Source organism: Klebsiella sp. WP3-W18-ESBL-02, assembly GCF_014168815.1.
In the GTDB taxonomy this organism is placed as follows: Bacteria; Pseudomonadota; Gammaproteobacteria; order Enterobacterales; family Enterobacteriaceae; genus Kluyvera; species Kluyvera ascorbata_B.
The window spans coordinates 22,574-36,278 of the sequence record NZ_AP021972.1; the positions used below are offsets into that span (position 1 = coordinate 22,574).

Consider the following 13,705-nt stretch of genomic DNA (forward strand, 5'->3'; position numbering starts at 1 on the left):
TAATTGCTAATAATGTTGGGTTTGTGAAGAGTGCTGGATTTCATTTGAAGCGAGAGATTGTGTAATATCTTTCTGAGGGACGTTTTTGTTTCGCTGGAGATATATATTTTCTGAATAATAATAATATCAAATCCATGAATGCATTAGAAATATATGGGAGTGGCTTCACAAATAAAAATAAACATAACCAGCTAATTAAAAATCATAATAACGACATCAGAAATGCTATCTCTACTATGTCACCACTTTAATTCACAACACAGGAAGTGGTATGAGCGATAACACACTCTCTTTAAAAGAAAAAATAGGTTATAGCCTTGGCGATGCGGCAAGCCATATCGTCTTTGACAACGTCATGCTATATCTCATGTTTTTTTATACCGATATCGCGGGTTTACCTGCGGCCTTTGTTGGCACCATGTTTTTAGTCACCCGTATCCTGGATGCAATCTCCGATCCGTGTATGGGGCTGCTTGCCGACCGCACGCGGTCACGCTGGGGGAAATTCCGCCCCTGGATCCTCTGGGCCGCTATTCCCTTTGGCATCAGCTGCTACTTTACCTATACCGTACCAGACCTGTCTCTTGGCGGAAAAATGGTCTATGCCACAGTGACTTATATTGTACTCACGCTGCTTTATACGATAGTGAACATTCCCTATTGCGCGCTCGGTGCGGTGATTACTAACGATCCGCAGCAGCGTATTTCCATGCAGTCATGGCGCTTTGTGCTGGCTACGGCTGGCGGCATGTTGTCTACAGCGCTGATGATGAAAATGGTGGAGTGGATTGGCGGGGACGATAAAGCTTATGGTTTTCAGATGAGTATCGCCATTCTGGCCGTGCTGGCGATCGTGATGTTTTTTATCTGTTTTGCGACAACGAAGGAGCGAGTCGTTGCGCCGCCAACCAGTGATGGCTTTAAAGGGATGCTCAGCGACCTGAAAGATATCTGGCAGAACAGCCAATGGCGCGTGGTGGGCTATTTAACGGTCTTCGCGATTATTGGGACTTCGGTGCGCGGCGGCGCGATGATGTATTACGTCACGTGGATTATGGAGTCGCCTAAGCTATTTTCTCTATTTCTGACGACTTACTGCGTCGGTAATATTATCGGCAGTGCGATAGCCAAACCGCTTACCGGTCACTTCTGCAAAGTGAAGGTGTTTATTAGCTGTAACGTGGCGCTGACGTTACTGAGTTTTTGTATGTTCTTTGCCCCGATGGATACCGTCACGTTGATGTTTTGCCTGATCTTTATCATCGGTGTTCTGCACCAGGTGATGACGCCGATCAAGTGGGTAATGATGGCGGATACCGTTGACTATGGCGAAGCCTGCAATGGCAAACGTCTGACCGGAATCAGCTTTGCGGGAACCCTGTTTGTGCTGAAAATGGGGCTAGCCGTTGGCGGGGCGGTTATCGGTTGGATGCTGGCGGCCGGGGGCTATCAGGCGGGGGCCACGTCGCAGTCTGCTGCGACGCTGACCACCATCACGCTGCTGTTTACCGTGGCACCGGGTATTTGCTATTTACTGTGCGCGGTAACGGCAAAAGCGTTCTATAAACTAGACAGCGAAGCGATGGTGCGCGTTAATGCCACTCTCAAAAGCAGAGCATAATCAGCTGAGATAAAGATACAAAAGGAGCCGTCATGAAAATTTCCCGCCTCGGAGAAGCGCCTGATTACCGTTTCTCACTGGCCAACGAGCGTACGTTTCTGGCCTGGATTCGCACGTCGCTGGGCTTTCTGGCGGCGGGAGTCGGGCTCGATCAGCTGGCGCCAGACTTCGCGACCCCGGCTATCCGCGAAGCGCTGGCGCTGCTGTTGTGCCTGTTTGCCGGCGGGCTGGCTATCTACGGCTACCTGCGCTGGTTGCGTAACGAAAAGGCGATGCGGCTGAAGGAAGATTTACCCTATACCCGCAGTCTGCTGGTGATAAGCCTCATGCTTACCTTCGTGGCGGCGGTGGTGATGCTGCTGGTGCTGTATGCCGGATAGTCGCAAAGCCCGGCGTCAGGCTGACCCGGGCTTGCAGCCTGAGCGCACGTCGCTGGCATGGTTGCGCACCCTGCTCGGCTATGGCGCGCTGATGGCGTTAGCGCTTAAACACAACTGGCATCAGGCGGGTATGCTGTTCTGGGTATCGCTTGGCGTGCTGGCGATTGTCGCCGTTATCCTGTGGCAATATACCCGCAACCGTAACGTGATGGATGTAACGCAGGATGATTTTGCGCAATCGCGCGCGGTACGTGACAAATTCTTGATCTCCCTCGCGGTGTTATCCCTCGCAATATTGTTTGCTATTACCCACATTCGCCAACTTATTATTTTTCTAAGGGATTTTACATGACAGGATGTCAGGTGATGGCCAAACCGGCCAGCTCTCGCTGTAACCTCAACTGCCGCTACTGCTTTTACCTCGAAAAACCCGAACAGCCGATGATGGATGAGGCCACGCTGGAGCGCTTTGTCAGCCAACACATTGCGGCGCAGCCTGGGCCAGAAGTCACTTTTGCCTGGCAGGGCGGGGAGCCAACGCTGTGCGGGCTGGCGTTTTTCCAGCGCGCGCTGGCGCTGCAAAAGCAGTACGCTAACGGCAAACAGATCCACAATGCCTTCCAGACCAACGGTCTGCTGCTCAATGACAGCTGGTGTCGCTTCTTTAGGGAGAACGGCTGGCTGGTCGGGATCTCACTGGACGGTCCGGCCGATCTCCACGATACCTATCGTGTTAACCGCAGCGGTAAGCCGAGCCACCACAAAGTGATGAAAGCCATTGAGATGCTCTCTCAACACGGCGTCGAATTTAATCTGCTGGTGGTGGTCAATCGTCTGAATAGCCAGCAGCCTCAACGTCTCTATCGTTACCTGCGCGGTCTCGGCACCGCCTTTTTACAGTTTATTCCGCTGGTTGAGCGCGATGAGCATGGCAAGCTCAGCGCGGAGTCGGTTACCGCCGATGCGTGGGGCGCATTCCTGACGGGCGTGTTTAACCAGTGGGTCCATGAAGATATTGGCCGTGTTTATATACAGCTGTTTGATTCAACATTAGGCGTCTGGAGCGGCCATCGGTCGCAGATGTGCGCGTTCAGCGAAACCTGCGGTCACGCTTTTGCGCTGGAGGCCAACGGCGATCTCTACCAGTGCGATCACTTCGTTTACCCCGAGTTTTATCTGGGAAACATCCATCAGCAGACGTTACAGGCGCTGAATGCTACGCCGCAAGCCGCCGCCTTCAGCCAGCAAAAACAGCGTGGGCTAACAGACGCGTGCCGCCAGTGCACCGTGCTGCCGTTCTGCCAGGGCGATTGCCCAAAGCACCGAAACGCCGATGGAAAAAGCGCACTGTGTGAGGGCTATCGCCAGTTCTTTACCCACAGCGCGCCGTATATGAAAGCGATGCGCGATCTCCTGAAACAACGCCGCTCACCGGTGGAATTAATGGTGATGTTAAATCAGAGCCGATAAGCTTTCTCTGTTTGCCAGCCGCCGAAGACGAATGGCAAACAGGTCAAGGCGAACGCCGTCTGTTCTGGTATCACTAGCGTACTGAGTGATAACCCGTCAGGAGTGTCTATGTCGCTTGTGCTGCCCCGTGATACCCATTTCCGCCACCCGCAGGAGAGCGTGGTGTTCCATTTCTGGCATCCGGAGAAAAGCATCAGCCATGAACATACGCACGAATACTGCGAGCTGTTCCTGGTCGGCAGCGGAAGCGGAATTCATGTTATCAATGAAAAGCCCTACCTGTTGAGCAGCGGCACGCTGTGCTATCTGAACCGGCAGGATTATCACCTGTTTGAAGAGATGAAGGATTTGCAGCAGGTGAACCTGCTGTATCTGGGGCGCGATAGCTTCAATTTTATCAAGCACATCGATTATCTGCTGCCGCAGGAAGGGGAGAGCAACGTCTGGCAGCTGGATGTCGGCATTATGCAGCGCATATTTGACCGTCTGGCGAGTCATCGCGAAGAAGAGTTTAGCGACCCTCTGCTGGCGGAAAGCCATAAGGAGATGATTTTCCTGGAAGTGTTACATACGCTGAACCTCTGGCGCTACAAAACGCAGGCGTTTCACTCCAGCGAAGACCGCATTAGCCAGGTGCTGATTCACCTGAACGGTCGCTGGCAGCAGCCGCTCGATCTCGACGGTTTATGTCAGATGTTTGCTATTTCACGGCGTACGCTTCAGCGTGGATTTAGCGACTACACCGGCGTTTCGCCGCAGCAGTATCTGGCCCGTGTGCGGCTGCTGCAGGCACGCTACCAGCTGCGTTTTACGCAAGATACGGTCAATGAAATAGCCATACGCTGCGGATTTGGCGACGTTAGCTACTTTTCGCGCGCGTTTCGCCGTCAGTTTGGCGTTTCGCCCAATCAGTGCCGCTAGCTATCAGGCTGGCGGGTGATTCGCTGCGCCACCGGTGTCAATCATTGCACGGGATGAGCAGGCCGGATAAGCGCAGCGCCATCCGGCATTTTGGTTTTGTTGTCGCCTTATATTTTCCTTTCAATCACTTCCAACTGCGTAGCGCCGGGCCTTTCTTCGTGCGGCACATCGCGGAAAATCGGCAGAGCCTCCCAGCGTAGCCAATAGCGGCTTTGCGGGCTGTAATCACTGTTCTGCGCGGCGACCAGCTGCACTTCGGCCCGTGGCGCAACGTTCTGCCGGGGCCGCCATTGTTCGGCTGGCAGCGGCGGTGTGGGCGTGCGGTGAGCGACAACGCTAAGCGTCCGGTCATCAATAATCCACTCACCGCTTCCGGCCCCGGCGGTGCTCCAGTCCACGGCCATTTGCCCGTTACCGATCGCGCGCGGCGCGCTGAGGGTGACGTCCGGTGGAATCGAGCCGCCGCCGCTGAAATCCCAGCGGAACGCCCACTGGCTAATCTGCGCCTTTTGCCAGCTTCCCTTACCGTCCGGGCGCGCCAGATAAGCCTGCGACAGCCCCCGATCATCATAACGATGGTAAATCAGCACCGGGCGCGCCTGATTATCAAAACCGACTTCCTGCACCATATTGATAAGCCCGCCGCCGAAACCGGCGTCATCGACAATTTCACCCTGATGGCGGGCAATCGGCAGGGCGAGCGGCGTACCGTCTGATTTCTCCCAGCGCTGCAGGTCGCGGCTGCGGGCGTAGGAAAGATTATTGTTGGTCTCGCAGTGCGGCGTTTCGCGCCACATCCAGATCATATGCCAGTAACCGTCTGGCCCCAACAGCGGCTGGCGGGCATAGCCGTTGCGCGCGCCTTCTCCGTTGAGTAGCGGGGTCTCTAACAGGCGCGTCCAGCGCTGGCGGTCAACGTCGTAAATGTTATACAGATCGTCACCATTGCCGCTACAACCATCGCGATAGCGGAAGATCAGCCGCCCCTGCGCATCCTTAAAAAACACCGGGTAGGTTGCACGCGCTTCGCGTTTGCCGGTCATCGCCGGTATGCATTCCAGCGTGGTGATGTCCAGCGGCTGGCGGCTGCGGAAGTAAATAAGCGGATCAACATGCATATTGCCGGAAAGATGCAGGAATCCGCCGCTATCAACCGCCATCGTCAGATAATTGTGCGAATCAAACTCGGTGATATGCGAGTAGCGTTCGCGCTCTGGTAGCCAAACGCCCTCTGGCTGAAACGTCTGCCATGGGCCGTCGGGCAATTCACGCTGGCCCACGGTGATGCGGTGCTCGGCGTCATACCAGGCGGCGAACTGGTGGTTGTCGTGATTAATCAGACAGTAAAGTACGGTGAAATCTGCGCAGGCGTGTGCCACGGGCGCAACAACGATATCGGTCATCAGACGGTCTCCGGACGAGAAACAAACGATTTTTTACGACGCAGGAAGAAGGCGGCCAGCACCAGCGCGCCGATGGGGTGCAGGGTCGCACCGGCATAAATCGGCATCGAATAACCAAAGTGGTCGATAATAGTGCCGACAAAGCCGTTAAAGATAATGGAGGTCACGCCGCCCAGCGCGCTCATCACGCCGATAGCGGTGGCGATGGCCACGCGCGGTGCCAGCCCGCCCATCATGATGGTGGCCATACTGAGCCAGGCGGTGCACATAAAGTTAATCACCGTCATGATCGCCACCGCCGCGTAGGCGTTGCTGATGGATGGCAGCAGAAAGACCAGCGGCGCCAGGCAGGTGACGGACCAGATAATGGTTAAGCGGGCGCGGGTGGCATCCATACCGCGCGCAACGAGGCGGTCGGAGGCCCAGCAGACTGCCAGCACGCCAAAGACGGCAACCAGCGGCGGCAGCCACATCAACTTGCCGACTTCCGCCAGCGTCAGGCCGATTTTTTCCTGCATAAAGCCGACCTGCCAGTACTGATAGAAAAACCAGAACGGGTCGGTGAGCAGGCGTGCAATCAACAGCGCCCAGATAGGTTTTGAGGTCAGCACCATCCTGTAGCGCTCAACCAGCGGCACGCTGACGGCGCTCACCTGCGGCGTGTCGTCGGCTGCAGGCGGTGTTTTACGGCTGGAGAAATACCACATCACCCCGACCGCCACCCCCGCCATGGCTGGAATAAAGAACGCCCAGCGCCAGCCGGTAGATATCGTCACCCAGGCGACAAACGGTGGCGCAAGAATCAGCCCTAATGACTGAATAATATTGGTGAGCTGGAAGGCAAAGGCGCGCTGCTCGGCGCGAAACCAGGTAAACACCGCCAGCGTTAGCGCCGGTACGATCCCGGACTCCGCCAGCCCCAGCATCACGCGCCCGACAATAAGCCCGGTCATCGAGTGCGACAGGCCGGTAATCAGCGTAGCCAGCGACATCAGTATCATGAGTGCGCACAGCACGTAGCGGCTGCCGAATCGGTCAACGATACCGCCCACAAAGAAATACATGAAGGTATAGGGGATCATAAAGGCGCTGATCAGCACCGAATAATCGCTGTTATCGAGCCCCAGCTCCTGCATCAGCGTGGTTTTCAGGATGGAAACAATTTGTCGGTCGAGCGAGAAGAAAAACAGCACGCAGCCGAGAAGCAATAGCAGCACCCAGATGAGCAGGGTGAAGCCGCCCCGGCTGATATTTTTGTCAGCCTGTTGCATTGTGTTCTCCGGTTTATCGTAGAAATACGAGGTAATCCGGAGTATATCGGTGTGTTTTTTATGCGGGAGAGAAGGGCTGACGGAGTGTGACGTAAGACAATACGCTTTGACTTCCCGCGCCAAAATGGCGCGGGATCTGGCATGAATGTCCCTCTTCTGCGGCGTGGGGTTAGCGGCCTTTGGCCAGGTACTGCGCCATTTCGGCTTCTGGCACCATGCCGCCGCCCGTCGCCCATACCAGATGGGTGGCGTGATTGAGCTGCTCTGTGCTGAAGTCATGCATCTGCTGGTAAGCCCTGGAGGCACAAACGTGCTGAGGGCCAGCCATGCCTGCCAGCGCCGACGGCTCAAGACGAATGCCTTCTTCCTGCGCCAGCCAGCCCAGCATGTCGTACATTGTCTGATCGTCCAGGGTGTACAGACCGTCGAGCAGACGCTCCATCGCCCGGCCGACAAAGCCCGAGGCGCGACCGACCGCTAGCCCATCCGCCGCCGTCAGGTTATCGATGCCGATATCCTGCACAGAAAGGGTATCGTGTAGCCCGGTGTAAATCCCCAGCAGCATGCACGGTGAATGAGTCGGTTCAGCGAAGAAGCAGTGCACATTATCGCCAAACGCCAGCTTAAGGCCAAACGCCACGCCGCCAGGGCCGCCACCGACGCCGCAAGGCAGGTAGACAAACAGAGGATGATCGGCATCCACCACGCGCCCCTGCTGGGCAAACTGCGCTTTCAGACGCTGACCGGCGACCGCATAGCCTAAGAACAGCGTGCGGGAATTTTCATCATCGATAAAGAAGCAGTTCGGATCGGACTCTGCCGCCTTACGACCTTGTTCAACCGCCACGCCATAATCTTCTTCGTACTCCACCACCGTCACGCCGTGGCTGCGCAGCTTGGCTTTTTTCCACGCGCGGGCGTCTGCAGACATATGCACCGTAACGTTAAAGCCGATGCGGGCACTCATGATACCAATCGACATCCCCAGGTTGCCGGTGGAGCCAACCGCGATGCTGTACTGGCTGAAGAACTGTTTAAATTCAGGCGAAAGCAGAACGCGGTAATCGTCTTTGGTGGTCAGCAGACCGGCTTCCAGCGCCAGTTTTTCCGCATGGGTCAGTACTTCGTAAATGCCGCCACGCGCTTTAATCGAGCCTGAAATCGGCAAATGACTGTCTTTCTTCAGCAGGAGTTCGCCGTTAATGTGCTGCCCGAACGCTTTTTCCAACCGTTTTTGCATGGCAGGGATTGCGGCCAGCTCAGATTCGATAATGCCCCCGGTGGCGGCGGTTTCCGGGAAGGCCTGCGCCAGATACGGTGCGAAGCGCGTCAGACGCGCGTGGGCGTCCTCAACGTCGTGTGCTGTCAGGCCAACATACGGTAAACCTTCCGCAAGAGAGGTGGTGCCAGGGTTAAACCAGGTTGTCTCTTTCAGAGCCACCAGATCTTCCACTAAAGGATGCTGGGCGATAAGTGTTTGAATGTTTTCCATAGTCAGTCTCTTCGCGCTTAGATAATAAAGGAAAGCAGGAATGTGCACGCCAGTGCAATCACCGACGCGATAAATGTCGCAGTCGTATAGTATTTGAACGTCTCATTCAGGGTGGCGCCACAGTACTGCTTCACCAGCCAGAACAGGGAATCGGTGACGATCGTGCAACCAATAGCGCCGGAACCGATGGCAATAGCGATGATCTCCGGGCTTACGTTAGGGTAGAGTGGCAGCATCGGTGCCACGATTGCCGTCGCGCCCATCATCGCCACCGTGGCAGAGCCTACCGCTGCGTGCAGAATCAGCGCAACCAGCCAGGCCAGCAGAATCGGGTGCATATGCATGTTCGAAAGGATCAGCGCGAGGGTATCCGCCAGCCCGCTGCTCTTGAGGATAGCGTTGAATGCGCCGCCTGCGCCGATAATCAGCAAAATGTTAGCAATCGAGCCAAAACCGTTTTCGGTGTGGGTCAGCAGCGCACCCATGCCAATGTGCTGGCGCAGGCCGAGAATGTAATAGGCCACGAAAACGGCGATAAACATCGCGGTGATCGGGTTACCAATAAACTCCAGCAGCGTATACACCGTACTGCCTTTTGCCATGTTCAGTTCCGCGACGGTTTTCACCAGCATCAGGCCAATTGGCAGCAGTACGGTAAACAGCGTCGCGCCCAGCGATGGCAGCGTGCTTTCATCACGCACTTTCAGGTCGGAAAACTCAGCCGGTACTGGCTTAAACGGCAGACGATTACCGAGAAACTTCAGGTACAGCGGCCCGCCGATTAGCGATGCCATTAAGCCCACCAGTAAACCGTAGACAATCACGGTGCCAATGTCTGCGCCCAGCTTGTTGGCCACGAACAGCGCCGCCGGATGCGGTGGTACGACGCAGTGCACAGCCATCAGCGCGGTACACAGCGGGATCGCCAGCTTTAGCAGCGAAGTATTGGTCTTTTTGGCAATTGAGAATGCCAGTGGAATTAATAGCACCACGCCCACTTCAACGAACAGCGTGATCCCGCAAATCAGCCCGACCAGCACCATAATGACGTCGGCGGAAAGCCAGCGGCAGCGCTGTAGCGTCAGGCCGATGCGTTCGGCCGCGCCGGAGACTTCCATCATTTTTCCAAGGATAGTCCCAAGGCCAATAACCGCCGCGAGGAAGCCCAGCGTACCGCCGATGCCGTTCTCGATGGCATTGACCATATCCAGCGGCCCCATACCCATCATCGTCCCCACGAAGAAACTGGCTAACAGCAGCGCCAGAAACGGGTGGAATTTGAACTTCACGATGGTCAAAACGATTAACACGATGCTTATCAGCAGCGTGCTCACAACCCAGATCTGAGAGTGCATAGCTCACCTTGCCCTGTGATTAATATGGGTTTATTGGACAAAAATAAGGCACCCGCTGACAAACGATATAAATCGTCCTTCACATGAGCCAGATTGAATCAAAATGGTGATTTACGTCTTATTACCGGTAATTTATGCGACATGAATCATTCTGATTCATCTTTGTGCTGATTTTGCCGGTGATTTTTTTTACACTCCGGCGAAAACAGGCAATACGGAGAGGAATATGGAACCCCTGCGCGAGGGCAGAAATCGTCTGCTGAACGGCTGGCAGCTATCAAAGCTGTATACCTTCGAAGTGGCGGCCCGGCATCAGTCGTTTGCGCTGGCGGCAGACGAGCTGTCATTAAGCCCCAGCGCCGTCAGCCATCGCATTAACCAGCTGGAAGAGGAGCTGGGTATTCAGCTCTTTGTCCGCTCGCATCGTAAAGTAGAGCTCACCCACGAAGGTAAACGCGTGTTCTGGGCGCTGAAATCATCGCTGGATACGCTCAACCAGGAGATTCTTGATATTAAAAATCAGGAGCTATCGGGGACGCTCACCGTCTACTCGCGGCCTTCTATCGCCCAGTGCTGGCTGGTTCCGGCGCTCGGCGACTTTACCCGCCGCTACCCGTCCATTTCACTGACCATCCTGACCGGCAACGACAACGTCAATTTACAGCGCGCCGGGGTTGATTTGGCTCTCTATTTTGACGATGCGCCTTCCGCACAGCTCGCGCATCACTTCCTGATGGATGAAGAAATTCTGCCGGTATGCAGCCCGGAATACGCCCGCCGCTACGCTCTGACCGGCTCGCTGGTAAACCTGCCACACTGTACGCTACTGCACGACAGGCAGGCGTGGAGCAACGACTCAGGGACCGATGAATGGCACAGCTGGGCGCAGCAGTATGCGGTGAATTTGCCGACATCGTCGGGCATTGGTTTCGATCGTTCTGATTTAGCGGTGATTGCGGCGATGAACCACATCGGCGTGGCGATGGGGCGAAAGCGGCTGGTGCAAAAGCGCCTCGACAGCGGGGAGCTGGTGGCGCCTTTTGGTGATAAGGCGCTGAAATGTCATCAGCATTATTACGTCACCACGCTGCCCGGCAGGCAGTGGCCGAAAATTGAGGCGTTTATTGGTTGGCTTCAGGAGCAGGTTAAATAGGCGTTTTATGCCGGGTGGCGGCTCCGCCTTACCCGGCCTACTCATGCCCAACGTAGGCCTGATAAGCGAAGCGCCATCAGGCAACGGTCAGACGCGATTACACCGCCTGACCCTGATGCGCAAAGCGCGACGCCAGCGGCAGCCAGCAGAGGAAAATCAGCAGCCCCATCAGCGTCATCAGCAGCCCGATGCTGGCCTGACCGGTTTGCGGCATCATCGCCGACAGCCAGGCCAGCACGCCGGAGCCGATATTTTGCAGGCCGCCAACCAGCGCCCCGGCGGTACCGGCGAGGAACGGGAAGGGCTCCATTGCACCGCTGGTGGCCAGCGGGAACAGCATACCTGCGCCGAAGAAGAACAACGCGGCGGGCACCAGCAGCGTCCAGATATTCATCACGCCTAATAGCCCCGGAATCCACATCATCAGACCCGCCAGCAGGCAGCTCACCACCGATTGCCACATCATGGTCGGGAAGCGTTTTTTCGGCCGTCCGGCAAACCAGGCGCCGAAGAATGCGGCCGGAATCGGCAGAATAAACAGGATACTAACCGTCATACTGCTCAAGCCCAGCACGCCGCCCATTAGCACGCCGGAGCTGGCTTCAAATACCGCAATACCGGCCAGGCCGCCAATCAGCATCAGCAGGTAGCAGTTAAAGCCGCTATTACCGAACAGCGTTTTGTAGTTGCTGATAAGCCGGGTTTTCGGTGCGCCGGTCGGGCGCGTTTCCGGCATCCAGCGCGCCATGCTGAAAGTGACACCTGCGCAGAGCACCAGCAGGAAACCATAGCAGGCGCGCCAGTTGATGAGTGTCTCCAGCACGCCGCCAATCAGCGGCGCCAGCAGCGGGCTCACCAGAATACCCATATTTAACAGACTGTTGGCGTGGCGAAGCTGGCTGCCCTCGTACAGATCGCGCGGCAGCGTTCGCGCCATTACGCCGCCAACTCCGGTTCCCATACCCTGTAGGGCGCTGGCGGCAATCAGCACCGTCAGGCTATGGGTTGTCACGGCAACCAGAGTCGCCAGCATAAAAATCGACATCCCGGTGAGGATCACCGGGCGGCGGCCCACGCGGTCGGACAGCGGGCCGTAAAACAGCTGCGAAACGCCGTAGGTCAACAGATACGCGGCCATTACGCTCTGCACTGCGCCTTCGCGAACGTTCAGATCGCTCGCCATCTGGGCAATGGCGGGGATGTATATGGTTTGCGCCATCTGACCGACGGCCACAAGCAGCACCAGCATCACCAGGATGTTGACGTTTCTATCTCTTTTCATTTCGCTGATTACTTTATGGAAATTGAGTTTATAAGAATAAATATCCAGGCAAGACGCCAAATCGGAGAGGAATCTACCACACTGAGGTCGCAATTTAACCATGCGTCATGTAAATGAAATGTGTGATGCAGGCAGGATTTATACACGTAAACGGCAACAATAGTTGCCAGTTTATCAGGACAGCCGCAGCAGGATAGCGCCAGCGGCAATCCCGCAGGCGGCGACCATGCGCAGCCCGGCGACCCGCTCTTTGAGCAGCAGCCAGGCAATCAGCGCGCCGAACAAAATTGAGCTTTCACGTAGCGCGGCGACCACCGCTAGCGGGGCCTGGGTCATCGCCCACAGCGCCAGGCCGTAGGAGCCCATCGTTCCCATGCCGCCTAAAATGCCTTTTTTCCAGTGCGTTGCCAGATAGCGTGCGGCTTCACGGCGGCGGGCGATTATTGCCCAGCACAGCAGGCTGGAACCGTTGAGGAAAAACGACCACAGCGTATAGCCCAGCGCGGTGCCGGAAAGCCGCACGCCGGTGCCGTCAATCAGGGTGTAGCTCGCAATGATACAGGCGTTGAGCAACGACAACACAATACCCGCCTGAGACCCCGAGCGGCCGTTGAAGGCCATCGCCAGAATGGCCGAACAGATGACCGCAATACCGCCCCAGGCCAACGGAGAAAGGTGGTCGCCAAGACACAGCACGCTGATGGTGGCCACCAGAAGCGGCGCGGTGCCGCGCATCAGCGGGTAGGTCTGGCTCATGTCGGCAATCTGATAGGTACGCGCGACCAGCACGGTGTAAATCACCTGCAAAACGGTAGAGGCGATCATAAACGGCACGCTGGCCGCCGAGGGCGTTGGGGCGAAGGGTAAAAGCAGCAGCGCGATAAGCGCAGCGGAGCCGGTGACGCCGATAGCCGAATAGAGTTTATCGTTTCCCGCCTTAACGATGGCGTTCCAGCTCGCGTGCAAAAGTGCGGCAAATAGCAAAATGCAGAAAACAGAGAGCGTCATGATAATACGTGGCCTGACAAGTTTTAACCAAAACGTAACACAGCCGATGGGCAACGAACAGGGCCAGAAATAGGGAAATGCCGGGACAGATTAGAGGATTCTCCTCCGTGTGGAAGTGTGATCGCTGCTGCATTTTTGTGCGGATGAAAATATTTCCATTGTCAGCCTGAAAAAGCTGTGTTTGTATGAATTCACTAAACGAATTGAGAGAAGACCCTTAATGACCCCATCAATGCTGACTTCGACCCTACTAAAAACCGCGCTACCAGCCGCGGTGGTCGTCGTGCGTGTGGTGGTGGTCGTCGGCAATGCGCCGTAGGGTCAGGAACACACACGATTCCAAACCCCG

General features: G+C 56.1%; 13 protein-coding genes. 7 read left to right on the forward strand and 6 right to left on the reverse strand.

Annotated features, from left to right (window positions below):
* The first annotated feature begins 271 nt into the window (after positions 1-271).
* The 5 genes from H7R56_RS00095 to H7R56_RS00115 all read left to right on the forward strand — a co-directional run bounded on the left by H7R56_RS00095 (position 272) and on the right by H7R56_RS00115 (position 4,392).
* The gene (locus H7R56_RS00095; protein WP_106924816.1) at positions 272-1,621 is read left to right on the forward strand and encodes a glycoside-pentoside-hexuronide (GPH):cation symporter; all 1,350 of its coding nucleotides are present in this window, start codon (positions 272-274) and stop codon (positions 1,619-1,621) included.
* Between the two features lie 32 nt (positions 1,622-1,653).
* Positions 1,654-2,001, forward strand: a complete 348-nt coding sequence (locus H7R56_RS00100; protein WP_106924817.1) for a YidH family protein — start codon at positions 1,654-1,656, stop codon at positions 1,999-2,001.
* Positions 1,991-2,353, forward strand: coding sequence for a DUF202 domain-containing protein (locus H7R56_RS00105; RefSeq protein WP_106924818.1), 363 nt, complete (start codon positions 1,991-1,993; stop codon positions 2,351-2,353). The genes H7R56_RS00100 and H7R56_RS00105 overlap by 11 nt, the downstream gene beginning before the upstream one ends.
* Positions 2,350-3,471: an anaerobic sulfatase maturase gene (locus H7R56_RS00110; RefSeq protein WP_181357966.1), complete on the forward strand. Its 1,122-nt coding sequence runs from the start codon at positions 2,350-2,352 to the stop codon at positions 3,469-3,471. The genes H7R56_RS00105 and H7R56_RS00110 overlap by 4 nt, the downstream gene beginning before the upstream one ends.
* Positions 3,472-3,579: 108 nt before the next feature.
* Complete coding sequence (locus tag H7R56_RS00115; protein ID WP_106924820.1) at positions 3,580-4,392, forward strand: helix-turn-helix domain-containing protein; 813 nt, start codon at positions 3,580-3,582, stop codon at positions 4,390-4,392.
* Positions 4,393-4,499: 107 nt separating this feature from the next.
* Here H7R56_RS00115 and H7R56_RS00120 read toward each other — a convergent pair whose 3' ends face one another.
* The 4 genes from H7R56_RS00120 to dsdX all read right to left on the reverse strand — a co-directional run bounded on the left by H7R56_RS00120 (position 4,500) and on the right by dsdX (position 9,913).
* The gene (locus H7R56_RS00120) at positions 4,500-5,795 is read right to left on the reverse strand and encodes a BNR repeat-containing protein (protein ID WP_106924821.1); all 1,296 of its coding nucleotides are present in this window, start codon (positions 5,793-5,795) and stop codon (positions 4,500-4,502) included.
* The gene (locus H7R56_RS00125; protein ID WP_181357967.1) at positions 5,795-7,066 is read right to left on the reverse strand and encodes an MFS transporter; all 1,272 of its coding nucleotides are present in this window, start codon (positions 7,064-7,066) and stop codon (positions 5,795-5,797) included. Before H7R56_RS00125 ends, H7R56_RS00120 begins: the two co-directional genes overlap by 1 nt.
* A 169-nt stretch (positions 7,067-7,235) precedes the next feature.
* Positions 7,236-8,558, reverse strand: coding sequence for a D-serine ammonia-lyase (dsdA, locus tag H7R56_RS00130; RefSeq protein WP_106924823.1), 1,323 nt, complete (start codon positions 8,556-8,558; stop codon positions 7,236-7,238).
* Between the two features lie 17 nt (positions 8,559-8,575).
* Positions 8,576-9,913, reverse strand: coding sequence for a D-serine transporter DsdX (dsdX, locus tag H7R56_RS00135; RefSeq protein WP_035895020.1), 1,338 nt, complete (start codon positions 9,911-9,913; stop codon positions 8,576-8,578).
* A 226-nt stretch (positions 9,914-10,139) separates the two neighbouring features.
* Here dsdX and dsdC point away from each other — a divergent pair, with 226 nt between their 5' ends.
* Positions 10,140-11,066, forward strand: a complete 927-nt coding sequence (gene dsdC / locus H7R56_RS00140) for a DNA-binding transcriptional regulator DsdC (RefSeq protein WP_035895021.1) — start codon at positions 10,140-10,142, stop codon at positions 11,064-11,066.
* Between the two features lie 97 nt (positions 11,067-11,163).
* On the opposite strand, the gene emrD is transcribed toward dsdC, so the two are convergent.
* Together emrD and H7R56_RS00150 are read right to left on the reverse strand one after the other, a co-directional pair.
* Positions 11,164-12,348, reverse strand: a complete 1,185-nt coding sequence (gene emrD / locus H7R56_RS00145) for a multidrug efflux MFS transporter EmrD (protein ID WP_106925173.1) — start codon at positions 12,346-12,348, stop codon at positions 11,164-11,166.
* Positions 12,349-12,522: 174 nt separating this feature from the next.
* Positions 12,523-13,356, reverse strand: coding sequence for a DMT family transporter (locus H7R56_RS00150; RefSeq protein WP_106924824.1), 834 nt, complete (start codon positions 13,354-13,356; stop codon positions 12,523-12,525).
* A 220-nt stretch (positions 13,357-13,576) separates the two neighbouring features.
* Between H7R56_RS00150 and ivbL the strand changes: the two genes are divergently transcribed.
* Entirely contained in the window at positions 13,577-13,675 is a 99-nt protein-coding gene (ivbL, locus tag H7R56_RS00155) for an ilvB operon leader peptide IvbL (protein ID WP_072011409.1), read from the forward strand.
* The last annotated feature ends 30 nt before the right edge of the window (positions 13,676-13,705 follow it).